At 53.5% G+C, this 26,465-nt stretch carries 22 protein-coding genes; 8 read left to right on the top strand and 14 right to left on the bottom strand.

Features of this window, described 5'->3' with window-relative positions:
* The first annotated feature begins 83 nt into the window (after nucleotides 1–83).
* The 7 genes from ribH (at nucleotide 84) to ON072_RS05090 (ending at nucleotide 6,318) form a co-directional block, all read left to right on the top strand.
* Nucleotides 84–560, top strand: a complete 477-nt coding sequence (ribH, locus tag ON072_RS05120) for a 6,7-dimethyl-8-ribityllumazine synthase (protein WP_025009431.1) — start codon at nucleotides 84–86, stop codon at nucleotides 558–560.
* 13 nt (nucleotides 561–573) lie between these two features.
* Nucleotides 574–981 carry a transcription antitermination factor NusB gene (nusB, locus tag ON072_RS05115; RefSeq protein ID WP_025009430.1) on the top strand — a complete coding sequence of 136 codons (408 nt, stop codon included), beginning with the start codon at nucleotides 574–576 and terminating at the stop codon, nucleotides 979–981.
* Nucleotides 982–1,069: 88 nt separating this feature from the next.
* Nucleotides 1,070–2,026, top strand: a complete 957-nt coding sequence (thiL, locus tag ON072_RS05110; protein WP_044735717.1) for a thiamine-phosphate kinase — start codon at nucleotides 1,070–1,072, stop codon at nucleotides 2,024–2,026.
* A complete protein-coding gene (locus ON072_RS05105; RefSeq protein ID WP_025887610.1) occupies nucleotides 2,027–2,521 on the top strand; it encodes a phosphatidylglycerophosphatase A family protein in 495 nt (164 codons plus the stop codon).
* A 266-nt stretch (nucleotides 2,522–2,787) separates the two neighbouring features.
* Nucleotides 2,788–4,233, top strand: coding sequence for an NfeD family protein (locus ON072_RS05100; protein ID WP_025887612.1), 1,446 nt, complete (start codon nucleotides 2,788–2,790; stop codon nucleotides 4,231–4,233).
* A gap of 1 nt (nucleotide 4,234) precedes the next feature.
* Entirely contained in the window at nucleotides 4,235–5,029 is a 795-nt protein-coding gene (locus ON072_RS05095; protein ID WP_025887614.1) for a slipin family protein, read from the top strand.
* Between the two features lie 176 nt (nucleotides 5,030–5,205).
* Nucleotides 5,206–6,318, top strand: coding sequence for an energy transducer TonB (locus ON072_RS05090; protein WP_025887615.1), 1,113 nt, complete (start codon nucleotides 5,206–5,208; stop codon nucleotides 6,316–6,318).
* 71 nt (nucleotides 6,319–6,389) lie between these two features.
* Here the strand turns inward: ON072_RS05090 and ON072_RS05085 are convergent, their stop codons facing one another.
* The 6 genes from ON072_RS05085 to nadK form a co-directional block, all read right to left on the bottom strand.
* Nucleotides 6,390–6,959 (bottom strand): LutC/YkgG family protein, encoded by a 570-nt coding sequence (locus ON072_RS05085; RefSeq protein ID WP_025009425.1) that lies wholly within the window; start codon nucleotides 6,957–6,959, stop codon nucleotides 6,390–6,392.
* Nucleotides 6,960–6,963: 4 nt separating this feature from the next.
* Nucleotides 6,964–8,340, bottom strand: coding sequence for a lactate utilization protein B (locus ON072_RS05080; protein WP_028779061.1), 1,377 nt, complete (start codon nucleotides 8,338–8,340; stop codon nucleotides 6,964–6,966).
* A gap of 10 nt (nucleotides 8,341–8,350) precedes the next feature.
* The gene (locus ON072_RS05075; RefSeq protein WP_045282525.1) at nucleotides 8,351–9,094 is read right to left on the bottom strand and encodes a (Fe-S)-binding protein; all 744 of its coding nucleotides are present in this window, start codon (nucleotides 9,092–9,094) and stop codon (nucleotides 8,351–8,353) included.
* A gap of 312 nt (nucleotides 9,095–9,406) precedes the next feature.
* On the bottom strand, nucleotides 9,407–12,211 hold the full coding sequence (locus tag ON072_RS05070; RefSeq protein ID WP_028779062.1) for an FAD-binding and (Fe-S)-binding domain-containing protein: 2,805 nt from the start codon (nucleotides 12,209–12,211) through the stop codon (nucleotides 9,407–9,409).
* 80 nt (nucleotides 12,212–12,291) lie between these two features.
* Nucleotides 12,292–13,938: an L-lactate permease gene (locus ON072_RS05065; RefSeq protein WP_037473773.1), complete on the bottom strand. Its 1,647-nt coding sequence runs from the start codon at nucleotides 13,936–13,938 to the stop codon at nucleotides 12,292–12,294.
* 638 nt (nucleotides 13,939–14,576) lie between these two features.
* Nucleotides 14,577–15,455, bottom strand: a complete 879-nt coding sequence (gene nadK / locus ON072_RS05060) for an NAD(+) kinase (RefSeq protein ID WP_062793309.1) — start codon at nucleotides 15,453–15,455, stop codon at nucleotides 14,577–14,579.
* Between the two features lie 94 nt (nucleotides 15,456–15,549).
* On the opposite strand from nadK, the gene grpE reads away from it, so the two are divergent.
* The gene (gene grpE / locus ON072_RS05055; RefSeq protein ID WP_025009423.1) at nucleotides 15,550–16,167 is read left to right on the top strand and encodes a nucleotide exchange factor GrpE; all 618 of its coding nucleotides are present in this window, start codon (nucleotides 15,550–15,552) and stop codon (nucleotides 16,165–16,167) included.
* Between the two features lie 159 nt (nucleotides 16,168–16,326).
* On the opposite strand, the gene ON072_RS05050 is transcribed toward grpE, so the two are convergent.
* From ON072_RS05050 to ON072_RS05015, 8 genes are all read right to left on the bottom strand, one after another.
* Complete coding sequence (locus ON072_RS05050) at nucleotides 16,327–18,045, bottom strand: proline--tRNA ligase (RefSeq protein ID WP_261752899.1); 1,719 nt, start codon at nucleotides 18,043–18,045, stop codon at nucleotides 16,327–16,329.
* Between the two features lie 112 nt (nucleotides 18,046–18,157).
* Complete coding sequence (locus ON072_RS05045) at nucleotides 18,158–19,405, bottom strand: diguanylate cyclase domain-containing protein (protein WP_123115970.1); 1,248 nt, start codon at nucleotides 19,403–19,405, stop codon at nucleotides 18,158–18,160.
* A 16-nt stretch (nucleotides 19,406–19,421) separates the two neighbouring features.
* Nucleotides 19,422–20,075, bottom strand: a complete 654-nt coding sequence (locus ON072_RS05040; protein WP_144164744.1) for an acyltransferase — start codon at nucleotides 20,073–20,075, stop codon at nucleotides 19,422–19,424.
* Nucleotides 20,072–20,806 (bottom strand): tRNA (N6-threonylcarbamoyladenosine(37)-N6)-methyltransferase TrmO, encoded by a 735-nt coding sequence (tsaA, locus tag ON072_RS05035; protein ID WP_071237879.1) that lies wholly within the window; start codon nucleotides 20,804–20,806, stop codon nucleotides 20,072–20,074. Before tsaA ends, ON072_RS05040 begins: the two co-directional genes overlap by 4 nt.
* 10 nt (nucleotides 20,807–20,816) lie before the next feature.
* Entirely contained in the window at nucleotides 20,817–21,197 is a 381-nt protein-coding gene (gene rcsF, locus ON072_RS05030; protein ID WP_071237878.1) for an Rcs stress response system protein RcsF, read from the bottom strand.
* A gap of 61 nt (nucleotides 21,198–21,258) precedes the next feature.
* Nucleotides 21,259–22,527: an amidohydrolase family protein gene (locus ON072_RS05025; RefSeq protein WP_274625987.1), complete on the bottom strand. Its 1,269-nt coding sequence runs from the start codon at nucleotides 22,525–22,527 to the stop codon at nucleotides 21,259–21,261.
* Between the two features lie 32 nt (nucleotides 22,528–22,559).
* Nucleotides 22,560–25,670, bottom strand: coding sequence for an amidohydrolase family protein (locus ON072_RS05020; RefSeq protein ID WP_274625984.1), 3,111 nt, complete (start codon nucleotides 25,668–25,670; stop codon nucleotides 22,560–22,562).
* 295 nt (nucleotides 25,671–25,965) lie between these two features.
* The gene (locus ON072_RS05015) at nucleotides 25,966–26,361 is read right to left on the bottom strand and encodes an H-NS histone family protein (RefSeq protein WP_025009415.1); all 396 of its coding nucleotides are present in this window, start codon (nucleotides 26,359–26,361) and stop codon (nucleotides 25,966–25,968) included.
* Nucleotides 26,362–26,465 lie beyond the last annotated feature (104 nt).

The raw sequence follows: 26,465 nt of genomic DNA, 5'->3' as shown, positions 1-26,465 counted from the left end.
ATAGGGCGAAGGGGTAAATTGCGTGCTATCATAGCGCCACTTTTTGCCCCCGGCCGGGTGCTTTAGCTAAGTTAGGTAAGATAATGAACATAGTTCAAGGTAATATCGAAGCAAAAAACGCCAAAGTCGCGATCGTTGTATCCCGTTTCAACAGCTTTGTGGTTGAAAGTCTGCTGGAGGGTGCCGTAGACACTCTTAAGCGTTTCGGTCAGGTAAGTGAAGACAACATCACTGTGGTACGCGTACCTGGTGCTTTCGAGCTGCCTTTGGCCGCCCGTCGTGTTGCCGCCAGTGGCAAGTTCGACGGTATCATCGCCCTGGGGGCAGTGATCCGTGGTGGTACACCACACTTTGATTTCGTTGCAGGTGAATGCAACAAGGGTCTGGCTCAAGTGGGTCTGGAATTCGATATCCCGGTCTCTTTCGGGGTACTGACCACAGACACTATCGAACAGGCCATTGAGCGTTCCGGCACCAAGGCTGGCAACAAAGGCGGCGAAGCTGCCCTGGGTCTGCTGGAAATGGTGAACGTGCTGCAACAACTTGAGCAACAGCTGTAATACAGGAAAAAGCATGAAGCCTTCAGAGCGCCGCAGAGCCCGCCGTTTAGCGGTTCAAGCCATCTATTCATGGCAACTGAGCGGGAACAATATTGCCGATGTGGAGCACGAGTTTCTGACCGAGCAAAACATAGACGGCGTGGATGTCGCCTACTTCCGTGAACTGTTCACCGGAGCGGCAACCAAAAAGGCTCAACTGGACGAGTTAATTGCCCCCCATCTGGATCAGCGTCCCATGGAGGAGGTCGATCCTGTGGAGAAGGCCATTTTGCGTTTAGCGGCTTACGAGCTGACTTTCCGCAAGGATACGCCTTACAAAGTGGTAATCAACGAGGCTATCGAGTTGGCCAAGGCGTTCGGCGCCGAGGACAGCCACAAGTTTGTCAATGGCATATTGGACAAGCTGGTAGCTCGTCGCTGAACCAGAAAGAAATTAGACAAACGGTATCGTAAGATACCGTTTTTTCATTGGAAAACCGGGAGGCTGCGAACCTGTGGCCAAGTCAACAGTGAAAGAATTTCAACTTATCGAGCGCTATTTTCATGGTCGTGGCCAAGCGCGCAAAGATGTCCGCCTCGGCATAGGTGACGATTGTGCCCTGGTGCACCCCGCCGAACACAAATCCATTGCCATCTCCTGCGATACCTTGGTGGAAAATGTCCACTTCTTGCCGGACATGCCGGCCCAGGCATTGGGCTACAAGGCGTTGGCGGTCAACCTGTCCGATCTTGCTGCCATGGGGGCCGAGCCCGCATGGATGACCCTGGCACTGACCATGCCCAGTGTCGATGAAACCTGGCTGGAGCAATTCAGTGCAGGTTTATTTGAAGCGGCTGATTACTATGGTATTTCTCTGGTCGGAGGCGATACCACCCGCGGCCCGAGAGCCATCAATATCACGGTTCATGGCCAAGTGCCGGAGGGCAAGGCGCTCACCCGTAGCGGCGCCCGCGCCGGTGATTGGATTTATGTCACAGGTTCCCTGGGTGATTCTGCCCTGGGGCTGGATATTATCCGCGGTGAATTGAAGGCGAGGGCAGAGCACAAGGAATATCTGGTTAACCGCCATTATCATCCCTCCCCCAGAGTCCTGGCTGGTCAATCCCTGAGGGGCTTGGCATCGAGCGCCATAGATCTCTCAGATGGCTTGCTGTCGGATATCAAGCATATCCTCAAGGCATCGGCCGTCGGTGCGGTTATTGAAGTGGATAAGCTGCCGCTGTCCCAGGCGATGAAAGATACTGTCACAGCGGATGCGGCACTCGACTATGCCCTCTGTGGCGGCGAAGACTATGAGCTGCTGTTCACTGTGCCGGAGGCGCAGCGCGGCGCGCTGGAAACCGCCTTGGGCCATGCCGGAGTCAAGTTCTATCAAGTCGGCCAGATACTTGCCGGTAATCAACTCAGGCTACAATATCACGGCGAGGTATTCGAGCCGCAACAGACAGGATTTGAGCATTTTTAGATGAAGTGGTTTGCTCATGACGAGGCGCTCGCAAGGGTCAGCCTCAAGAACCCGGTGCATTTTCTGGCACTCGGTTTTGGCTCCGGCCTCGCGGCCAAGGCGCCGGGGACCTTTGGAACCTTGGCAGCCCTGCCTGTATATCTGTTGCTGTCCCAGTTCAGTTTGGGGGTGTATATTGCCGTGACACTGCTGGCCTGTATTGGTGGCATCTATCTGTGCGGCAAGACTTCCAAAGATATGGGGGTGCACGATCACGGCGCCATAGTTTGGGATGAAGTAGCAGGGTTACTGATCACCATGATTGCAGCGCCCGCCGGTGTACTCTGGTTGCTGCTGGGCTTTGTGTTGTTCCGCATTTTCGATATCTTCAAGCCCTGGCCCATTCGGGTGCTGGATGCCAAGGTACATGGCGGTCTTGGCATTATGGCCGATGATATTCTGGCCGGTATCTTCTCAATGCTATCACTGCAGGCGATTGTTTGGGCGGTAGGCTGAAACAGCCTTGAGCTGAAACGTATAAGCCTTGAGCTGAAATATATAAGCCTTGTGGCGGGTTTCAATCTCTTGATTCCTGCCGTTGACTCAGCATAGTCCGCTAACCCTCATTGAATACCAGGCGCCGTTGATTCGGCGCCTTTTTCATTGGTCTCTCCTTCTGCTCATATCTACCGGCTCGGTTTAAGGCCGTCACATGAGTGCTTTATGCCTAATCCCCAAAGCCGACTATCCTTAAGGTATGGGGAAACCCACCCGGGGGCGTTATGAAAGGCTGGCCGGCCAATACTTTGTTCCGGCGCTGCGGCTGTGTAGGACTCTTGGCTCTGTTGTGGATCTTGCCTGGCTTAGGTGCAGACCACGTCCGGCCAAAGCCTTACTCCCCGGCCGCAGCGCCGACCATTACCCTGCTCAGTGTCAAAGGAGCCATAGGGCCTGGTGTCGGCGACTATCTGATCCGGGGGATAGAGAGTGCAGCTGCAACCCCAGGCAGTCAGTTGGTGTTGATCACTCTGGATACCCCGGGAGGCCTGGTATCCAGCCTACGGGATATCAATCAAGCGATTCTCGGCTCCAGGGTGCCGGTTGCCTGTCTGGTCTATCCATCCGGTGCCCGCGCAGCCAGCGCCGGGACTTACATCTTATATGCCTGTCATATCGCCGCCATGGCGAGTGCCACCAGTCTTGGGGCGGCCGCTCCTGTGCAACTGAGTCCCATGGGAAATGAACCACCGGAGCCCAAGCCGTCCGATAATGAAGCCGAAAAACCTGTGGGTGACAGCAACAGTCAAAAACTTGAGCGCAAGCAGCTCAATGATGCCATTGCTTATATTCGGGCACTGGCGGAGCTGCGTCAGCGTAATGTCGAGTGGGCCGAGAAGGCGGTACGTGATGCGGCAACCCTGACGGCCTCGGAAGCGCTGGAGGCCAATGTTATCGACTATATCGCCGATACGCCGCAGCAACTCCTGGCCATACTTGATGGCAAGTCGGTAGCCATGCAAGGTGGTGCTCGGATACTCAAAACCGAAAACGCCATAGTGCTGGATCGCAGCCCGGATTGGCGTGCCCGTTTCATCAATCTGCTCACCAACCCCAATATCGCTTACATACTGATGTTATTGGGGATCTACGGTTTGCTGCTGGAGTTTTACAGTCCTGGCGCCATGTTGCCCGGCGTAGTAGGGGGGATCTGTCTGCTGTTGGCCTTGTATGCCTTCCAGCTGCTCCCCATCAGCTATGCCGGTGGTGGTTTATTGCTCTTGGGAATTACTTTGCTGCTCGCCGAGGCCATGTTGCCGAGCTTTGGGATTTTAGGTTTCGGCGGCCTGGTAGCCTTTGTGCTGGGGTCGGTATTTTTGGTGGACAGTGAAGTTGAAGCCTTTCGTATCGCCTGGCCTGTGATAGCCCTGGTCAGCGTCGTGAGCCTGCTGTTTTTCCTGCTACTGATCAGCTTTGTGTTCAAAACTCGCAAATTGTCCGGAGTGGCCGGCGCCGAGGGGATGGTAGGGAAATATGCCAGGGTGATAGACGGCTTTCCCGGGCGCGGCCGGGTGCACTTTATGGGGGAAGATTGGCAAGGTGATTGCGAACAGGCCTTGAACCCCGGGCAACGGGTGCGGGTTTTGGGGCTTAAGGGGCTGGTACTCAAGCTGGCTGAGGTGAAAAGCGGTGATATCGAGCCGACTGAAAATCAACGCAGAGGAGACTGACATGGGCGAAGCTATCAGCAGTAGTTTGAATATTTCCTTTGGGGTGTTATTGGTGCTGTTTGCGGCCTTGCTTATCAGTATGTTCCGCATCCTCAGGGAGTATGAACGTGGGGTGATTTTCTTTCTTGGGCGTTTTTACCGGGTCAAGGGGCCTGGGCTTATCATACTGATCCCTGTGGTGCAGCAGATGGTGCGGGTGGATCTTCGAACCATAGTGATGGATGTGCCCTCTCAGGATGTGATCAGCCGTGATAATGTCTCGGTGCGGGTCAATGCAGTGCTCTATTTTCGGGTAGTCGACCCGCAAAAGGCGATTATCAATGTGGAGAACTTCCTCGCTGCCACCAGTCAACTGGCACAGACCACCCTGAGATCCGTGCTCGGTCAGCATGAGCTGGACGAGATGTTGGCCAACAGAGAGATGCTCAATGCCGACATTCAAAGGATCCTCGACTCCCACACAGATGCCTGGGGCATCAAGGTGGCCAATGTGGAAATCAAGCACGTGGATCTCAATGAAAGTATGATCCGCGCTATTGCCCGTCAGGCCGAGGCCGAGCGGGAGCGGCGGGCCAAGGTGATCCATGCTCTGGGGGAGATGGAAGCCTCGGAAAAACTGGTGGAAGCGGCGCAGACGCTGGGGAAAGAACCCAATGCCATCATGCTGCGCTATCTGCATACCCTGACGGAAGTTGCGGCAGAAAACAATTCGACTATCCTGTTTCCGCTGCCGCTTGAGTTACTGAGTAAATTAAATGGTGCATTTAAAGATTTAAACGAAAAATCAAAAAACTAGCCCGAGAGCTGTTTAAAATACCAGCTATTTACAATAGGTTTATATATTGTTACTTTGAGCAGTTATTGGCGTTTGTGATTTGCTCGGCAGTAGGCCCGCCGAGTCAGTGACTTGAAGTCACCAAGCGCCGATTATCCATAAAAGTGCTAGATACTCAGTGTTAAGGAAGACGCGCCATGTTCAACTTCTCGCAATCTACTAAATCTATCCCTGTTTCAGTATCCAAACTGTCGCTGTTACTGCTGCCTCTTATATTCGGTACTGCCCAAGCCGGGTTGGATGAAAGTTATCAGGCCTATCAACAAGCGTTGGAAAAGGGTGACAAGGCTCAGATAATTAGTGCTGCCGAGCAGGCCTATGCTGACGGTAAAGCCAAATTGGGTGCAACCGATAGGACGACTTTGGCGTTGTCGATGAATCTGGCCAAGGCGCTGCAACAGCCGCGTAATCTAATGTTGGACGAGCAGGGAATTGCCAATCAGCAAAGGAGCAAAGTCTTATATCAGCAAGCGTTGCAAAGCTATCAAGCGCTGTATGGCGAACAGGCCTTGGAAGTGCTCGACCCTCTGATGGGGCTTGCGCACAGCAGCAATCCCAAAGAGGCGGCTAAGCTTTACCAGCAGGCCATAGCCTTGGCTGATGGCAAAAATGACCGGCTGCTGTCCGCCGCAGTGCGTCTCGAAGCTTTTAACGATCTCGTTGTGACTGAGGTTTATGACCGCGAGGCTCGGGCCTATGCCCTCGATGCCCAGAAGATTTACCACGAACTTGCACCAAAGGATTCATTGCAGAGGGTCAATGCCGATACAGCTGTGGCAGCCATCTATCTGGCGGAGCAAAAGTACGCCAAGGCCGAACCTCTGTTGCTGGAAGTGATAGAGCAGCTCAAGGTATTACCCTTTGATGCGCCTGTCGCGCTGTCGGCTCATGCCTATCTGGTCGAACTCTATTCCCGCAATGGAGAAGAAGACAAAGCGACTCAACACTGTCAGGCGATAGGCAATATGCGCCCCTGGAGTGTGGATCAGGAGCAGCGGCCCTTGTTTCGTGCCGTGCCCGGTTATCCAATTCAGTACGCCAGGATGAGCCGAGAAGGTTGGGTCAACGTGGAAGTGACTGTAAACGAACAGGGCTTTGTCAGCCATGTGGAAGTGCTGGATTCCAAGGGTGGCAAGCAGTTTGAAACCGAAACCGTCAAAGCCGTGTCAAAGTGGCGTTATGCACCCAAGTTTGTCGATGGTAAGCCCGTTAGTGCCAAGACGTGGTCAAAGATTTCCTTCACGCTTTAAGGCCGCAGAGCTGATTGTAACCCAATAAAAACGCCGGCAGTTGCCGGCGTTTTTGTCATCCTCATCCTGAGTTAGATAAGGAAGACATTCAGGCTACAGGCGCCGTGGGCACCAACCACCAGGGCCTGCTCAATGTCAGCCGTCTTGGATGGGCCGGCAATAAACACCCCAAACTCACCCGAGTCCAAGATTATCTTGTCGGCCGCTTCATGCATGTTGGCGACAATGGCATCGGCTTCCAGTACCAGGAACAGGTTCTCACAGATAAAGGGCGTGATCCTGTGGGACAGAGATTTCTGACTGACCCAGATGGCACCATTTTCGGCAACACCCACTTGCCCCTTGATCACGGCATAATCGATATCACGCAGATCATGGCTGTCAGCGGGCACTTCACGGTTACCTGTTACCCCTTCCACCTGAGAAATCACTTGCTTGCCTTCGGCAATCAAGGCATCGACCTGCTGCTGCAGCTCGGTAAAACCACCACGCTTATGCAGCTTGCCGGCAACGGTTCCCAGATTGGTTTCAAACTGACCAATCAGGTCATCCAGTCGGGGGGCCACATCTATGGCCGGCATATTGTGTCCTTCAAGTGCACAGGACTTGAGGGCATCCAAAATAAGAGATTTGCTGGACATCTGATTAGCTCCTGTTTTTCTTGAACCAGGCCTCGAAACTGGAGGCGGGTGCCTTGGGCAGTTCACGATATTTACCCCAGGCGCCGGAGAACGGCTTGAGCAGGCTGCCGGGCAGTATTCTCAAGCCCAGTCTTGCCATACTCATGGAGCAGTTCAGCATAGTGGTGCTGGCCATAAACTTACCGACCAAAGGCATATAACTGCCTTTGCCATATGGCAGTTGACCCGACTCGGCTTTGAGGCGACGCTGACGGAAGATGATCTTGTCCAATGGCACCTTGGTGGGGCACACATAGGAGCAAGAGCCGCACAGGGTACAAGCCCAGGCGATGGAGTTGGTGTCATCGTGTTGAGCGCCGACGGCGATGCCAATCGGGCCCGGGATGGTGTAGTTGTAGCTGTAGCCACCACTGCGACGATATACAGGGCAGGTGTTCAGACAACCACCGCAGCGAATACACTTGAGCGACTCGGCCAGGATCTTGTCCTTGAGCATCTCGGTGCGGCCGTTATCCACTATGATGACATGCATCTCGCCACCGGCCTGTGGGCCGCGGTAGAAGCTGGAGTAGGTGGTTACCGGTTGTCCCGTGGCGTTACGGGCCAGGGTGCGCAGATAAACCGAGGCACTTTCCACTGAAGGTACCAGCTTGTCTATCCCCATGGAGTGCAGTTGCAGCTTGGGCAGGTTACAGCCCATGTCGGCGTTGCCTTCGTTGGTACAGACCACTACCGCACCTTTGTCGGCGATAGCCATGTTCACCCCAGTCATGGCGGCATCGGCACTGAGGAATTGCTCACGCAGATGGGCTCGGGCGGCGCGGGTCAGGTAAGTTGGGTCGCTGGCGCCGGCTTCTGTGCCCAGTTTTTCATGGAACAATTCGCCCACTTCCTCTTTCTTGAGGTGAATGGCGGGAACCACAATATGTGAAGGTGGCTGCTTTTTCAGCTGAATAATACGTTCACCCAAGTCAGTGTCTATAACCTCTATGCCCTTGCTCTCGAGGAAGGGGTTTAGGTGGCACTCTTCGGTGAGCATGGACTTGGACTTCACCAGTTTCTTCACCTGATGGTTGGCCAGAATCTCATGCACTATACGGTTATGCTCGGCGCCGTCTTTGGCCCAATGCACTTGAATGCCGTTCTGGATACAGTTGGCTTCGAACTCTTCCAGATACTTGGCCAGATTGGTCAGGGTATGCAGCTTGATAGCCGAACCCAGATCCCTCAGCTGTTCCCACTCGGGCAGGCTGCCGGCGGCGCGGTCGCGTTTTTCCCGCAACACCCACAGGGCTTTGGAATGCCAATCGACTCTGGACTCATCACGGCAGAAGATCTCTGCCTGGCTGGCGTGGGCGTTGGCCCCTTGTGTCTGTGACATGGCTATCTCCCTAAATGGCAGCGTTGAGGATCTGCGCCAGATGGCGGGTTTCAATCGGCAGCTTCTGGCGGCGGATCATGCCATCCAGATGCATCAGACAGGATGGGTCGAAACCGACGGCAAAGTCTGCTCCCGTAGCCGCATGGGCCTGAGCCTTGTCTTTACCCATCTTGGCCGACACTGCACCTTCATCCACCGCAAAGGTACCGCCGAAGCCACAGCATTCGTCGCGGCGATCCGGATAGGTGATCTCTATGCCGGGAATGCGTTCCAGCAGGGCTTCCATCTTGTTGTAACGTGGGCCCATATATTCGCTGGGGCTGGCGAGATCCAGCATACGGATACCATGACAGCTCAACTGCAGGCTCACCTTGTGAGGGAAGGCCTTGGGGAAGCTCTCTACCGGGGCGACATCGTGCAGGAACTCGGTCAGTTCGTACAGCTTGGCGATAACGGCTGCGGCTTCCGGGCTGTCGTCAAACTCATGGAAGTTTTCCTTGGCTGCCACCAGGCAAGAGGCGGCAGGACAGACGATAGCGTCGCATTCGACTCCCTTGAAGGCGTTGAGCAGCTTCAAAGTGGTGTTGCGGGCTTCGTTAAAACAACCCGAGTTGGTCATGGGCTGACCACAACAGGTTTGGCCTTCAGGCAGGATCACCTGGTGCCCCAGTTTCTCCAGCAGTTCCAAGGTGGCGATGGCCACATCCGGCAGCATCTGGTTGACCAGACAGGGAATAAACAAGGCTATCTTCATTTGGTGTTTCCTAATTGGATGTTGCTTGCGTTAACCGACATCATCTATGTCCGGTGTGGCCAGATGCTTTCTGACTCTGTATTTGAACATCACCTGACATAGGGTAAATATGCTTGAATATAAGCCTATAACCACACAATAAATAGTGCTAATTCAGTAAATGAGTAAAATCTTTTTTGCAAAAATGAGAATATTGTAACTAGCTGATTTTTATTGATTAAATATCTTGGTTTTTGTTTCGTAATCCGAACGGAAATCCATTATTTGACACAGATGAAAAAAGAGGGAGCTTAGTGCTCCCTCTCTCGGTTATCAGCGGCTGCATTCCTCCAGCAGATAGGCCAGGTGGCGGTATGAGATGCCACTGTGGTGGCTCAGGCCCACCTCACACATACGGTTGGCATAGTAGCCTTCCTTGAAGTCAGTGGGGATGAGTTTCTTGATGTTCCGCAGTGCCGAGGCGTTGATCTCAGGTTTGTAGAGACCTTTCTCACCGGCATAACCACAACAATCGACGCCGGCAGGGCGCAGTACCTTGTCGGAGCAGGCATCGGCAATGGCTTGCATCTTGGGTTCCAGCTTCATTTTGCGCGCCGAGCACCCCAGGTGCAGTGCCACATTGACTTTCTTGGTGAGGGTGAGTTTCGGCAATACCTTGTCGTGCAGGAATTCGACCAGATCCAGTAGTTCAACCTTGGGATTACCGGAAAGGGCACGGTAGGTACAGGAGAGGGCATCGACAACCACGGGCAGCTTGCCGCCTTCTGTCATGGCACTAAGTGTATCGATAAGCTCATCACGCTTCATGTCGGCATTTTTGAAATCCCCTTTGGATTCCCACATCTGGCCGCAGCACAGATTGCGGGTCTTGGCCGGCGTAATCACGTTATAGCCGGCACGCTCCAGCAAGGTCACTACCACTTCAGGTAGGGTGCGGTCATCGGGATCCAGCGGTGTTGGGCCGAAGGTGCGGCCGCCGCAAGCGGCGAAGTAGACCACGGTTTCCTGGTTGGCTTTGGGCGCCGAAGGCTTGGGCAGCTTACCGCCTTTGGGGAAGTCAGGGTTCCAGTAAGGCACTTCTTTGGAAATCGCCCGGCCCATGTTCATCAGCCCTGAGGTGATACCCGTGCCCGTGAGTTTGTGTATTGTGCCCAGGGCATCAAAGCCTGTGCTCAGCACCTGGTTGACGGCGCCCCAGTGCTTGGCCTGGAAGTCCAGAACCTTCTGCTCTGTGGTGGTGATGTAGGGAGTACGCAGCTTGCGGACCAGTTGGCCCATGCTGTTGTCTACCGGGCAGGCAATGGTACAGAGCTGACAGGCGGCGCAGGTATCCACCACATCATACTTGGCGGCGGCACGCATTTTCTCGGCCGCTTCCTTGTCGCCGCTCTGTTCTAGACGCTCGATTTCACGCAAGGTGGCTATCCGCTGTCTGGGTGACAGGTTCAGCGCCGAGGTGGGGCAGGTCTTTTCACAGAAACCGCACTCGATACACTTATCTACCAGGTCGTCCACTTCGGGACAGGGCTTGATATTCTTGATGTGCACCTGCTTGTCGTCGTTGAGGATCACCCCAGGGTTCAGCAGTCCTTCGGGATCGAAGATCTGCTTGATGTTTTTCATCAGGGTGTAGGCGTCACTACCCCATTCCATTTCTACAAAAGGTGCCACGGCGCGGCCTGTGCCGTGCTCGGCCTTCATCGAACCGTCGTACTTGTTGATCACCATATCGGCGACCGCTTCCATAAATTGATGGAACTGTTCGATATCGGCCTGGGAGCCGAATTTAGGGGTAATGATAAAGTGGAAGTTACCGGCCAGCGCGTGGCCGTAGATCACCCCTTCAGGATAGCCGTGCTTATGGAACAGCTCGGTCAGATCGTGAGCGGCACTGGCCAGGTTTTCAACCCGGAAGGCCACGTCTTCGATGATTACCGAAGTGCCCTTGGGACGCTCACCACCGATAATGGGGAATAGGCCGGAGCGCATGGCCCAATATTTACCGTAAACGGCCGGGTCACGGCTGAAGCTGATGGGGCGCTCGGTTTCAATATGCGCCAGCTTGGCGATAACGTCCTGGGTATAACGTTCCAGAGTCTCATCATCATTGGCGCGGGATTCTATCAGCAAAATCGCAGCGCCTTCCGGCAGTTCGGCCAGCCAATCCGGCATACCCTTTTTGCCTGTTACCGCCTTGATGGAGGCCCAGTCCAGCAGCTCGGCCGCAGCCACGCTTTCGCCCTGAATAGGGGGGATTGCCCGGGCTGCATCTTCCATATTGAAGAATACCGCCATGGCCGAGGCCTTGAATTTAGCTTCGTCCACTGTGTGATAGGTGACTTCGTTAACAAACGCCAGAGTGCCTTCGGCGCCGACTATGATGTGGTTGATGATATCGAAGGGATCTTCAAAATCCACCAGGGCGTTGAGGCTGTAACCTGTAGTGTTTTTAATGGCGAACTTTTTACGAATTCGCGCTGCCAGGGTCTCATTACCGCGAGCCATGGCACCCAAATCTGCCAGTGCCTTGAGCAGTTCGGGGTGTGACTGACGGAAGGCTTCTTTGGATTCTTCGCTGCCGGTATCCAGCTCTGTGCCATCGGCCAGCAGCAGTTTTACTGAGGAGATGGTTTGGTAGCTGTTTTGGGCCGTGCCGCAGCACATACCGGAAGCGTTGTTGGAGACGATACCGCCTACCATGGCCGAAGCCAGAGTTGCCGGATCCGGGCCGATTTTCTTATTCAAAGGTTTGAGGGCGGCGTTGGCATCGGCGCCAATAACAGCCGCACCCAGGGTGACCTTGTTGCTGTCTTTACTGATATCCAGAGTGCGGAAACCATCGAATCCCAGGATAAGCAAGATGCCTTCACCTATGGCCTGACCCGACAGACTGGTACCTGCGGCGCGGAAAGTTACCGGAGCGCCGTAGCTTCTGGCCACCGCCAGAGTACGTTTTACCTGCTCCAGCTCTTCGGCATGTACCACCACCTCGGGCACTATTCGGAAATAGCTGGCATCGGTTGACCAGGCAAAGCGGCGCACAGGATCATCACTGACGGCGGCTTCTCCCAACTGTTTACGCAGGTCGCGGATCACGGCTTCATAGTTGATAGACATAAGACATTTCTCTACACATTAAATTTGATAATAAAGGCAGCGCTAAAGGCGGCTGCCTTATCGAAGGATTATTATCGTTTTTAGAATCCGCCCCAGATCACCGCCAGGGTACCGGCCAGTAAAGCATAGCCAAGCGCTACGGGCATAGTCTTGCGGATGATTTCAGATTCGCGACCGGCCATACCGACCACAGTTGCTGCCGCGACCACGTTCATCACGCACATCATGTTACCGGCGTTGGCGCCAATACCCTGCAGTGCCAGGATCAGCGCGTGGTTGGCTCCTATATTATCGGCCACGCTGTATTGCAGGCCGGAGAACATCATGTTGGAGAAGGTAGCCGAACCCGATAGGAAGGCACCGAAAATACCGACTATAGGTGAAATCCAGGCCCAGACACTGCCGAGGCTTCCGGCCAGCATATCCGCCAGTGCTACCGGCATTGACTGCAGACCGGCACTGTTAGTGCCTGAGTTAAGGAAGATTTTCACCATGGGCACAGAGGCACCCAGAGAGATAATGGTTGGCACCATGGACTTGCAGGAAACCGTGACCGATTCTTTAATGGCCTTGGAGTTCATTCTGAACAGGAAGAAGCCCAGAATACACACGGCAACAAAGAAGGCGCCCGGTGCAAAGAAGGTGGCGAAGCTGGCCTTGAGCTCAGTGCCCAACAGGCCGGTCCAACTGATGTTGAAACCGTTCAGCCAGGCTTTCAGTGGCTGTACCACACGTGAAAGCACCAAGAGAGCGGCCATGATCAGGTACGGAGTCCAGGCGGCCAACTGAGAGAAGCGTGCCTTGGTTTCCACTTTAGCTGTTTCTGCTTCCTTGTCGTTTTCGGCAAAGTCATTCCAAGGGGTTTTCGGCAGTAACCAGCCTTTGCGGGCAACCGGGATAACCAGTGACATACCGACCAGGGCACCAATCACTGAAGGGAACTCTGGGCCGGCGAAGAAGTTGATCAGCCAGGCAGGAATGGTAAAGGCCAAACCGGCGAACAGGGCGAATTTCCAGATGGCAAAGCCTTCCTTGAAGGACTTATTGCGACCAAAGAAGCCTGTCAGCACAGACACCATTACCAAGGGGATCAGCGTACCTGTTATCAGATCTATGGTGATCATATGCATGGCAATGAACTGGGCATAATCGCTGAAGTGACCGCCATGTTCGGCAATTTGTGCCGCAGCCATGCTGGTACCGCCTTCGAGCAGACCCTGCTCCATACCAAAGAGCACCGGTAGACCGATAGCGCCGAAAGACACTGAAGTTGAGTCGGCAATCAAGGCAACCACGGCGGCCGCAACCGGTGGGATACCCAAGAGTACCAACAGAGGTGCACCGATAGCGGCAGGTGTACCAAAACCGGCTGAGCCTTCAATAAAGGAGCCGAACAGCCAACAGATGATGATCACCTGGACCCTGGCATCTGCGCTGATATTGGTAAAACCGGCACGAATGGTATCCATGGCGCCTGAATATTTCAGGGTGTTGAGCAGGAAGACCGCACCGAAGATGATGGTCAAAGGAGTAATCGCCGACAGCAGGCCTTCAACCACGGAGGCGGCCAGTAGGGTAGTGTCCATCTGCCAGATAAAAACGGCGGCCAGGGCGGTGATCACCATGGAGATTGGCATAGCTCTGGATGCGGGCATCCGGAGCAACACCAGGAACAGCATGACGCTGATCACGGGTGTCAGGCTTGCGAGTAACTGTAGAAATGTCATGGTTGCCTCATCATTTCATATGTTGCTTGTGCTTATTGTGGTGTTGAGAAAGTGCTATCGCCTTTCCCTTTTGTTGTTGTGCGTGCTTATCATGGTTAATTTACCCGGAACCAAAATGATCTGGATCATCTTGCCTTTCGTATGTGGCTTAAGTTTTTGGTTATGGGAGCAGTATCTCCGCCACAAAATGGCTAAATGTGATCAAGATCGCCTTTTGTTGGGCTCTTATATAACTTTGGGGAATAGAAATCTTGGAAATGACCCAAAACCCTTGGAATTATGGCTTTGTTTTGCTCAAAACGGTAATAAAGTGATCCTGTTATTTCATTTATGATGGAAACGCAGGCTTATATCGTAAAATTTGAATGTGATTCATGTCACACTAATTGAGTGTTTGGTGAAGTTGGGTTTTATGTGGTGTTGCTTATATTGTTAATAATCAACAGGTTGTGATTGTTCTGACTTTTGTTTATGAGTGATGCAGATCACTGTTTTATCGAGCGCAGTAAATTGTGATCTTGGTCACGTGAATGGTGTTTTACATTTTTTGAAAATAAATAACAAAAAAGCACCTTTATTCTCAGGTGCTTTAACTAAGTTGGATTGAGTGGCAAGCTGACATCGCCCAAGCGCCGGCTTCAAAAGAGTTTACTGCCCCAGCCCAATTTGTTGCGCAAGACGTGAAAGTAGTTGTGCCCCTTTGGGTGGATGAGTTTGAGCCGCTCCTTGCTGCGCTTCAGGATAATTTCATCGCCCGGCATTACAGATAAGGTGACATGGCCGTCACAGCTCACTTCCAGGTTTTCGCCGTTTTCCGGTGACACCACCAGTTTGATGGTGCTGGAAGCGTCGACCACTATAGGGCGGCAGGAGAGGGTATGGGGAAACATGGGCACCAGGATCAGCGCCTCGAGATTTGGGGTCAATATTGCGCCGCCGGCCGACAGCGAATAGGCGGTTGAGCCGGTCGGTGTAGACACTATCATGCCATCGGCCCGTTGGCTGTACATGAACTGGTTGTCGATATAGACCTCAAACTCGATCATATGGGCTATCTTGCCCGGATGCAGTACGGCCTCATTGACGGCGGTATTGCTGGCTTTGACTTCACCGTGGCGATAAACTTCGGCTTCCAGCAGGAATCTGTGTTCTGTGGCATATTCACCATCCAGCACCTTGGCCAGAGATTCTTCAAAGGCATCCGGCGGCAGATCGGTTAAAAACCCCAGATTGCCGCGGTTGACACCGATAACGCCGAGATCGAAGCGTGCCAGAACCCGGGCCGCGCCCAGCATATTGCCATCACCCCCGACGACTATCGCCAGATCACAGTGTTCGCCGATATCCAGTAGGTCTACCGCGCGCACATCTTTCCCGAGTTCGGCCGCGACTCTCTCTTCCACCAGCACATCATAGCCTTGCATTTTCAGCCAATGATGCAGGCGCTTGAGGGTCAGGTTGGTCCCCTGATGGTGGGGTTTTCCTATCAGGCCTATAGTATGAAACTCAGTGGACATAGATTTTGGGAACTCTGGGGGTTGAAACGGTCAATTTGATCCCCATAATATGCCCAGAGTATGCAGAAACAAAGCATTTTTAGCTGGAGTAGAAATGAACAAAGAGTCATTTAAAGCAGAGCAGGAACAGGTCGAAGAAGTGGTTGACCAGGTTGAAACCACCGAGGGCATAGCTGAGGAAGGCGGCATTATCGACGAGCTGACTCAGGCGAACTTCCGTATTGAGGAGCTGGAGCAGGCTTTATCTGACGCACAGGCGACAGTTGAGGAGCAGAAAGATTCTGTCATCCGTGCCGCAGCTGAAGTTGACAACATCCGTCGCCGGGCGGCGCAGGATGTGGAGAAGGCGCATAAGTTTGCCCTGGAAAAGTTCAGCAATGAGCTGCTGCCTGTGATCGATAACATGGAGCGTGCTCTGGTGGGTGCCGATAAGGCCGATGAAGCCACCAAGCCTTTGTTTGAAGGGGTTGAGCTGACACTGAAAAGCTTCCTGTCCGCGGTGGAGAAGTTCGGGGTCAAGCAGATAGATCCTATGGGTGAAGCCTTTAACCCTGAGCAGCATCAAGCCATTGGCATGCAGCCAAGCGCCGAGTTCCCGGCCAATACTGTGATGCTGGTTATGCAAAAGGGCTATCAGCTCAATGAGCGTCTGCTGCGTCCTGCCATGGTAATGGTGTCCAAGGGTGGTGAAGGTGTTGATACCCAAGCCTGATAGCGCACTAAAACGCCCATAGCGGCGAGACTAAAAAACCGCAGACTTATCTGCGGTTTTTTATTTGCAAGCAGGTTTCCAGCCATGAAAAAGCCGAGCTAAGCTCGGCTTTCTTGTTCCTGGGTTTTCTGGAGCCTGGGGGCTCTTGAATTCAGGAGCTTACTTCTGGCCAGCGGCCTTTTTGATAAAGTCCACTATCTTCGCCATAGGCACTTCCTGCTTTTCTCCGGTGCGGCGGTTCTTATATTCATAAACACCGGCATCCAGGTTGCGGTCGCCAATCACTATGGTGTGAGGCAGACCCAGGAGCTCCATATCGGCAAACATCACGCCAGGGCGCTCTTTACGGTCGTCGAACAGCACTTCGATACCTGCATCGGTCAGCTCTTTGTAAAGCTGCTCGGCAGTATCAGTTACTCTGTGTGACTTGTGCATGTTCATCGGCAGAATACCCACTGTGAATGGGGCAATCGCTTCCGGCCAAATGATACCGCGGTCATCGTGATTCTGCTCGATAGCGGCGGCAACGATGCGGCTGACGCCGACACCATAACAGCCCATCAGCAGGGTCTGAGACTTGCCATTCTCGTCCAGCACAGTGGCGTTCATGGCGGCAGAGTAGTTGGTGCCCAGCTGGAAGATATGGCCAACTTCAATACCGCGGGCGAACGCGTAAGTGCCTTTGCCGTCAGGGGTGGTTTCGCCTTCCACTACGTTACGGATATCGGCGGCGCTGGCCAGCGGCAGATCCCGCTCCCAGTTGATACCAAAATAATGTTTGTCGTCTAGGTTGGCACCGGCGGCAAAGTCGCTCATCACGGCAACACTGTGATCTATGACCACAGGAATAGTCAGACCGACTGGACCGAGAGAACCAGGGCCGGCTCCCAGCGCGTCACGAATTTCCGCTTCAGAGGCAAATTCCAGCGGCGCGGCAACCAGTTCCAGTTTGTCGGCTTTGACTTCGTTCAGCTCATGGTCGCCACGGACAACCAGGGCTATCAGCGGGGCCTCTTCGGTGGCGCCTTTGACTATCAGGGTCTTAACCGTCTTGGTGATATCCAGGCCAAACTGCTCAACCAGTTCGTCTATGGTCTTGGCATTGGGTGTGTCTACCAAGGTCATTTCCTGAGTGGGCGCGGCGCGCTCTGTGGTTGGCAGCGGCGCTTCGGCTTTCTCGATATTGGCGGCATAGTCGCTGCCATTGGAGTAGGCAATCAGATCTTCACCGCTGCTTGCCAGAACATGGAACTCGTGTGACATGCTGCCACCGATAGAGCCGGTATCTGCCAGTACAGGGCGGAAGGCCAGGCCCATGCGCGACAAGATGTTGCTGTAAGCCGTGTACATGGCCTGATAGGTATCATCCATGGTTTGCTGATCCAGATGGAAAGAGTAGGCATCTTTCATCAGGAACTCACGTGAGCGCATGACACCGAAGCGTGGGCGGACTTCATCACGGAATTTGGTCTGGATTTGATACAGGGTCAGCGGCAGTTGCTTGTAGGAGCTGACTTCTTTGCGCACCAAATCGGTAATCACTTCTTCATGGGTCGGGCCCAGAACGAAGTCACGATTGTGACGGTCTACAAAGCGCAGCAGTTCCGGGCCAAACTTGTCCCAGCGACCTGTTTCCACCCAGAGATCCCCCGGCTGTACCATGGGCATCAGAATTTCGATGGCACCGGCCTTGTTCATCTCTTCACGCACAATGGCTTCGACCTTGCGCAGTACGCGCAGGCCGGACGGCAGCCAGCTATAGAGGCCTGAGGCGTTGCGACGTATCATACCGGCGCGCAGCATAAGCTGATGACTGACTATCTCTGCATTGGCAGGGTTTTCTTTCTGTGTTGATAACAGGTATTGACTGACTCGCATTACCTTGGGTCCGAAATGAATTGAATGGCCGCCATTTTATCACTTGCTTTGATGATGTCACGCGGCCAGGGCGGATAAATTCCCCTTTCCTTGCTCGAATTTAGCCTGTCGGCTACTGATTGGCACCGGCGCTGCAGTTGCCGCCGCGGTTTTGGGCGCTGAGCAGGGCTTCTTCAGCCTGAAATACCAGGGTGTCCCAACCGAGTTGCCTGGCCGGTTGGATGTTGGCCACACCGATAGAGACTGTCAGTCTTGGGCTTTGGGCCTTGGCTCTCAGATTGGCCGCCAGCACAAATTGATTGAGGCTCTGGGCAATGCGGATACAGGCTTCCGGATCCCGGTCTGGCAGTAACAGTGCCAACTGAGATTGTTGCAATCGCGCCAGAAAATGTTCACCGCTAATTTCAAAGTCCAGCAGCCTTTGGGCCAAATGCAACAGGGTTTCGCTGGCAATGGCCTGATCGCTCTGAATGAGCAACAGGCCTATCCTGTGCTGTTTCACTACCGCTTTGTGCCAGGCCTGCTTCAACAGTTGGTTGAAGCTGCGGCGGTTATAGAGTCCTGTGAGTTCGTCTTGTTGTTGCTCGCTGGTCAAGGCACTCATTTGGGCCTCAAGAGACAACAGCGCATGGTTTATCTTGAGTGTTTCCCGATTCACGGCATTTGGGGAGTTGCCACCGAAGTTTTGTTCCGCCAATTCGCTGAGCTTGTGGCTGGTCTGCAACAAGGGTTTGAGTAGGTGGCGGCCAAGTACAGTCCAGGCCACAGTTTGACTCAGAACTATCAGCGCCAGTGACCCGAGGACTAGCCATAGCAAGGTTTGCATCAGCGATTTGCTGTTCTTTTGTGCCTGGGCATCCAGGTGGGTCAGCCCTATGCCGGACAGGCGCAGAGAAAGATTATCTATGGCACTTATCATGCCGGTCATATGTGGTGCTCTCAAAGGCTGACCACTCATCACTGACAGCTGTTGTCCAAGAGCCAGGGCCTCGTCATATTCTTTGGCCGCCAGGGTAAACTGACTCAGGGTGGTTATTATCTGTTGTTGTCTCTGCCTGGTTTCGTCGAGGATCGCCTCCCGCTCGTTGGAGGGATAGGTAGGCCAGTTGTTTTTGAGTTTCAGCAGTGCCAGATGCTGCATCTGGTTGGCTTTGATGGTTTGCAGCAGCAGTTTCTGATCCTGGAGCTCGGCGATATGGGCCTTGCCTGTACGCTCCATCACCCAGAGGCTGGCTCCGCCAAAAAACACTATCAGCCCGGCAAGCAGAAAAAAACTCAGTAGTAACCGGCTGCGGATCCCCGGCAAGCCAAGTGACGTGCTTCTTGGTGTTTGTGTGTTTGGGCGGGTTTGGCAATCCATGGCGCTCAACTTCCTCTTATTGATTTTTTTCACTGCCCGTCAGTGGCTTATCGCGTCTATCTCCCACTACTCTAGCAGGATTTCCCGCCATTATGGCAAACGCGGGTACCGACTTTGTGACAATGGCGCCCATGGCAATGACGGCGCAGTCGCCTATGGTAACACCATCGACGATACCGGCCTGGGCGCCAATCCAGACATCCTCGCCAATCGCAATCCCCTTGGATTGGCTGCTCTGACGATAGATGGGCATATCCGGTGCCATGCCATGATTGAAGGCGTAGATGGTGACATTGTTGGCAATACGGGTCTTGTCACCTATCACTATGCCGCGACTGCCGCCATCCAGCGAGCAGCCGTGGTTGATACTGACTTCCCGTCCTATCTGTATCGGCCCATGCAGAAAGCAGTTGGCGGCTATCATGGACTCATCGCCAAGGGTTATCGGCCTGCCGGGTTCGGCAAACAGCTCTGCCTCGGGGGCGATAAAGCAGTTTTGCCCTATGCTGATGGTTTCAAGGGCTTGGAGCCTGGCCTGAATCGCCTGTTGCCAGGGAAGGGCCCACTCGAGATGTTTGGGTTTGAGGCGATACCAGAGCCAGGGCATCCAGGAGAGGCGCCTCTTGTGTTGCGCCTGATAGTCATCAGCTGAGGGGGTAAAATCACTCATGCACCGGCGCCGGACGCTTTGGCACAAAAGGGCTGTATGGTTTCGACCTCAATGCCTTGCTCTTGGGCATGCCAGAAGATATCCAGATCATACAGAGCTACTTGATAGCGTTTGGGATCCGGCTTGCCTTTCTTGTAGGCGGGTCTCGGATCCTGGGCCAGTACCGCCTGAATGAGCTTATCCAGCCCGGGATAGCGTTTCTCGAGTCGGCTTAGTTGTTCTACAGCGAGATTGCTGAAGTTGACCTCAACCTGCTCGGGAGCCTGCTGCGCTATGCCGCCTATCGCCTCCGGTATCGCATCCGAGAAGGGGATGTAGGGCTTGATGTCGATTATCGGAGTGCCATCGAGCAGGTCCATGCCGGAGATCTCCAGGACCACCTTGCCTTTGCCTTGGTGGATCTGATGCAGCTTCACCACAGATTGGCCAATGCCATTGGGCCTGAAGGTGGAGCGGGTGGCAAACACCCCGAGCTTTTCATTGCCGCCGAGCCGGGGAGGGCGCACCGTGGTTTTCCAGCCCTGGGCCAGATTTTCATGAAAGCAGAACAGTAACCAGAGGTGGGAATACTGCTCCAGCCCACGCACCGCATCAATATGATTGTAGGGCGCTGTCAGTTCGACAAAACCGCGAACAAAATCCACCAAGCCCGGCTGACGAGGAATACCAAACTTCTGTTTATATGGTGTCCGGCAATAGGCAACCGCTTCTATCTGAGTCGAAAACCCCATAACGTCAGGCTTACTCCTTCGGGGTTGCCAGGCGAATAGCCTGGCCGACACACATGGCGCTGGTGTAGCAACCGGCTGCGGCTTCCTGGGTTTCGACACAGTTTTTAATGATAAGACCATTGGCCTTCATATCGGCGGCCGCCCGGCGCGCCTCAGTGCGGGCATCGGCCATGGAAGCCGGTACACCATCGAGCTCAGACTGACAGGCATTGCCTTCAACCAATCCCAGCACTTCATATTGGCCCGTTGGCCGGCTGCCATCGAACAGCTGTACTTCCGAGGGTTTGAAATACTCCTGGATAGCCTGGCTGTCCAGGTTGGAATTGAAGCTGTATTCCCCGGCGCAGCCGCCAAGCAGCAGTGCCAGAGTGGAGAGGAAAATCGGTTTCATGGCCTGGCCTTATAGTTATTCGTCCATGCTCCCGGCCATCCCGGGAGCTGTATGGGAAATTCTATCGCTTCAAATACTTTTGATAAAGCTGCCGATGACGATTGTTGAGATCCACCTGTCTGCCGTCGATAAACATCAGCTCTATCCGGCTGCTCATGGGGTCGAGAATATCGCCGCTGCTGACCACAATATTGGCCTGAAACCCGGGCACTACCGCCCCCAGGTTGTCTACCCCCAGTATCTTGGCGGCATCTTGTGTAATGGCCTTGAGCGCCTGCTCTTTACTGAGCCCCCAAGCCACGGTTTGGCCCGCGGCCAGCGGCAGGTTACGGCTGTCCCAATCGGAGCTGAAGCCGAGGGCGAAGGGAATACCAGCGCGCTTGAGCAATGCCGGTACTCTAAATGCCTGACCTATGGGCTCATCTTCTCGTAGCGGCAAGTCAAGCGTATGGGTATAGATGACACTTGCCTCTATTTCATTGAGCGCTGCGCCCAGGCGCCAGGCATCATAGCCACCGACCAGGGTTAACTTGAATCCATACTGACGGGCCAGGGCAATGGCAGCCTCTATCTGCTGCTGCCTGTCGGCATGAACAAATAGCCGCGCCTCCTGGCGATACAGAGGCAAGAGCGCTTGCCAGCGGCTGTCTTCAAGGGCGCCTTCACTGCCTTGCTGACTCAAGGCGTAGCGTTTACCCGCTTCAAAGTGTTTGTGTATCTGTGACAGCGCGTCCTGATAGGCCTTTTGTGCCTGCTTATTTGCCTCGCTGGTACCTTGTTTTTGCGGCGCAGTTGGCCAATAGAGGTGGAACTGTGGTTTGGATGGGACCTGGGCATCTTCTATGGTCCAGGCGTCCAGTGAGACCAGTGCCGATTGCCCGGCAATGCCTGTGCCTCTCGGCACTATCTGCGCGTGGGTGATACCGTTGGCCCGCACACTGGGCAGCAATTCCGAATCCGGGTTGAAGGCGCTGGCGGCTTCAAGCTGCGGATTGGCACTGCCCACATCGCGGCTGTCGACTGTTGGTCTGGCCATGGCTATCTCTACCAAGCCCAGGGTGGTATCCAGTGCTATGAGGCCGGGATAAAGGTGTTTGCCACTGAGATCAAATTCCCGGGCATTTTCGGCCGTTAATCTTGGGCCTACGGCGCTGATAACACCTTGCTCGAGCAGCACATCGGTATTTTCGAGTGTGCCTTGGCTGACGGTGTGAACCGTGGCGTTTTTCAATAATATGGCTTGTTGCTGACGCTCGGCCGGGAGCAGGTTATGGGCCTTTGCCGGTGCGAACATCAATAGCGAACCACCCAGCAGCAGATATACCAGCATAGATGCCATGCGTGGCAATAGAGGAAACTTGGTCACAGGCGGCTCTCCTTATTCTGGCCCCAGGCGTTGAATTGGGTATCGCATTGCCACAAGGGCTCTATGATTTCAGACGTTGTTTCGCCTTGAAGCCGCGCCGGGTCACTGCCAAGAATTTTCTGGATCAGCGCCTGGCGCTCGCCGGCGATAGCCTGGGTCATTTGCCTATCCTCAGCGCGGTCGAAGTAGCGTTTGCCGCCAATCCACACTGCCTGGCTCTTGGCATAAACCGATAGGGGGTTGGCATCCCAGAGCACCAAATCTGCCTGTTTCCCCTCTTCAATTGAACCTGTTATGGCGTCTATCCCGAGCTGCTTGGCGGGGTTGATGGTTACCATCTTCCAGGCATCTTCCTGGGACATGTCGCAGTATTTCACCGACTTGGCGGCTTCCTGATTCAGGCGCCGCTGCATCTCAAAGTCATCTGAGTTAATCGAGGTGAGCACGCCGGCATTCATCATCAAACAGGCGTTTTGCGGAATGGCATCATAGACCTCAAATTTATAGGCCCACCAGTCGGCAAAGGTGGAAGCACCGGCACCATGAGCCGCCAACTCGGGGGCCAGCTTGTAGCCTTCCAGTACATGGGTAAAGGCGGTGACCTTGAAATCGTAGGCCTCGGCGAGGCGCAAGAACATCAGGATTTCAGACTGGACATAAGAGTGAATATGCACATCGCGCTCGCCATTCAGCACTTGGGCAATCGCCTGTAAACGATAATCGGGGCGAGGGGAGAGCTGCTTACGTTTCTCCCGTGAGCGCAGCTCGGCATATTGGGCCTGGGCGTCTTTATAGTCTCTGGCGGCATTGAAAGCATCGCTCATCAGGGCCTTCACCCCCATGCGGCTTTGCGGGAATCTGCGGGTATAACGCTCACCCCAATTGCTCTGTTTGACGTTTTCCCCCAAAGCAAACTTAATCCCCTGATGGGCCTGGGTGAACTTGAGTCCCTCGGCCGACTCTCCCCAGCGCAGTTGAATGACTTGCGACTGACCGCCTATGGGGTTGGCGCTGCCATGCAGCAGATTGGCGGTGGTGACGCCGCCGGCCAAAGAGCGATAGATGGCAATATCATCCGGGTTAAGCACATCGGCTATTCGCACTTCTGAGGTGATGGCATCGGACATCTCATTGAGGCCGCCGTTGACGGCAATGTGGGAATGCTCATCTATGATCCCGGCAGTCAGGTGCATGCCTGCTCCCTCTATGACCTGATAACCACTCGGGGTGCTGAGATTGGTACCAACCTTTTCAATCTTACCATTGGCCATAAGCAGGTCGCTGTTGCCAATAATGCCGGCCTCGCTTGAAGTCCAGAGGGTGACATTGCGGATATGCAGTTTTTCCGTACCTGGCAGCTCACTGCGGCCATAGGCTTGCAGTGGACTCGTCAAACGACTGAGATACTCGGGTTCAGTCTTTGGCCCGGTCTTTGACACAGTTTTGGGGCTTGTTGCCTGAGTATTTGTCCGTGTATCCTCTTCTGTCTCTGGCATTAAAGGCGCGTGCGGCAATCTTGAGCCGGCCAGTTGAGTCACGGCGCCATCGGCACTCAAGAGTCTTCCTCTCAATCCTTCATCATCTTGCCATAGAGTCAATCTACTGATGCCATTTATACCGGCACCCTGCAAATTGACGCTGAAACTCAGACGTTTGCTGTCGGCTGTCAGGTGAGCAAGCGCTATCTGTTGATCGCCACTGCTGAGGTTGCCCCTGAGTTTTCGGGGCGTTTGCTGGGTCAGTTGCAGCTCAAGATCCAATTCCAGTTCAGCCAAATGCAGGCGATAACTGCCTTGCCACTGGAATCCCGGAGCCAGCTGTTTTTGCTCTTCACCCTGCAGCCAAACGCTGACTATTTCGCCATCCTGAAACAGATTGCCTTTGGCTATCACCAGATCGGCCATATAGCCGGGCGCCAGTTTACCGACCAAATTATCTATGCCGGCGGCCGCAGCGGCTTCTGTGGTCAGCGCTGCCAATGCGGTTTCTTCGTCGAGACCGGCTTGCAGCGCCATTCTCAACCTGGGCCAAAAGGCTTTACCGTCCATGCCGTATTGGGTGAAGGAGAAAGGGATATTGTTGGCGGCCATCACAGCAGGATTGCTCGGTGCCCGCTCCCAGTGTCTCAAGGTTCTGAGTGGTACTTCCCTGGCATTGTCTTCATCACTGACCTGAGGGGCAGCGGGGAAGTTCAACGGCAATATCAACACGGGTCGATATTCTTGCAGTTCTCTCACTCTTGCATACTCCTGGCCATTTCCCAGTAAGATTGGCTGGATATCTTCTTGGCTCAAGAGTTTGGCTGCACGCAACTGGTTATTGAGGTTTCGGGTGTCAAATATCGCACCACGAGTTTTTATATCGTGCAAGCGCTCAAGGGCGATATTAAATTCCGGTGACAATAAATCCTCGCGACCGGCTGCTTTCATTTTATTCTGGTTATACCAGTTGGCATCACTGAGAGTCTGTCTTATTAACGCTATGCTTCCCATCAGGGAGTTGGGGTAGTCCTGTGGTGAATTGCCTTTATCAAAAGCCATAAAATGTCGACTTTGGGGATTATATATCAGTTGATTGCTATTCTTGTCCGCCAAAGACAGTGAAACACCAATTCCCCTGAATATTCCGTTAAGATGAGCACTCTGAACGCTGGTAAAGCCATTGCTTATCCAATTTGACGCGGCTTCTTTATCTGCCAATACATAGGAAAACCATTCTTTCTCTGCGTGAATAGCCCCATTTGCAGCCACAGCCCCTTTGGGGTTTATCCGATAGACAGGGCCTTCAATAGTTGCCGGCGATTCTGAATACTCCAAGCCATATTCGGCAAAGGGATCGATAAACCCCGGATAGATGGTGTAACCATTGAGATCTATCTTATAAGCATTTTGTGGAATTTCATTATTGGAAATAACTTGCTTTATCCGGTTATTTTCAATAAGCAGGGTAGCGTTATCCAATTGCTTACCCGGGGAGAGCATGAGTTTGGCGTGGGTTAAGGCGGTCAATCTCGGAGTATTGTCTGTCAGTTGCGTTTCATCGGCGTAGGCGCTGCAGGCCACAAGGCTGATAAACAGCAGTTTTGCGGCGGGGAAAGAGGGTTTCATCTGTTGTGGCTACCTTGTCATTATTCTTTTGGGGAAAAGTCACAGCTATCAGTAAAAAGATATGAACATCAGTATATATTCACTACTTTTTTACCAAAGAGTTACAGATATCCATAATACAAAAAGGTATCTGAGGCCGACGGGATACATGGCTGTGTGCTGATGTCCATAAAAGTTAACCCAGTAAAAATGTAAATGCCAAGGCGTAATTGTAAGGCTTTTTAACAGATGCCAGACGTCTATCAGACATAAAAAAGCCCCGACACTGTCGAGGCTTAAGTAAATAGATGCCTGATTAGATCAGGAAATCATCCATTGAACGACCTTTGTCTACTTCGTTCTTGAATACAGTTGGCATACGGCCTTGACCGGTCCAAGTAATAGTTTCACCATCTACAACGATTTTGTATTTTGGTGGGCGAGGAGCACGCTTCTTGGGAGCAGCCTTGGCGGCAGCAACATTACCCAGATCTTCAACAGACAGGCCAACGGCTTCCATCTGCTTACGGATATCTTCTATTTTAGAAAGACGTTCAGCTTGTGCCTTTTCTTCTTCCTTGGCTTCCTCTTCACGATCAATAATGATCTTATCCAATTTGGCAGCCAGATCGCGCAGATCTGCAACGCTCAACTCTTTTACTGCGGCCTTAAAACGACGACCGTGAGTCAATATATCAAGAAAATCGCTCATAAGTATTTTGGTCCCACGCTAATTTATAAATTGGGTTATGGTGAACATCGCTATAAATAATAGAAACTATAAGAGTCTGGATCAAATATTTTTACGCCAATTGA

It is taken from the genome of Shewanella sp. K8 (assembly GCF_028823715.1).
Classification (GTDB): Bacteria; Pseudomonadota; Gammaproteobacteria; order Enterobacterales; family Shewanellaceae; genus Shewanella; species Shewanella algae.
Note: the sequence above shows the minus strand (reverse complement) of the source record. Positions and strands in the feature narration are given on the sequence as shown.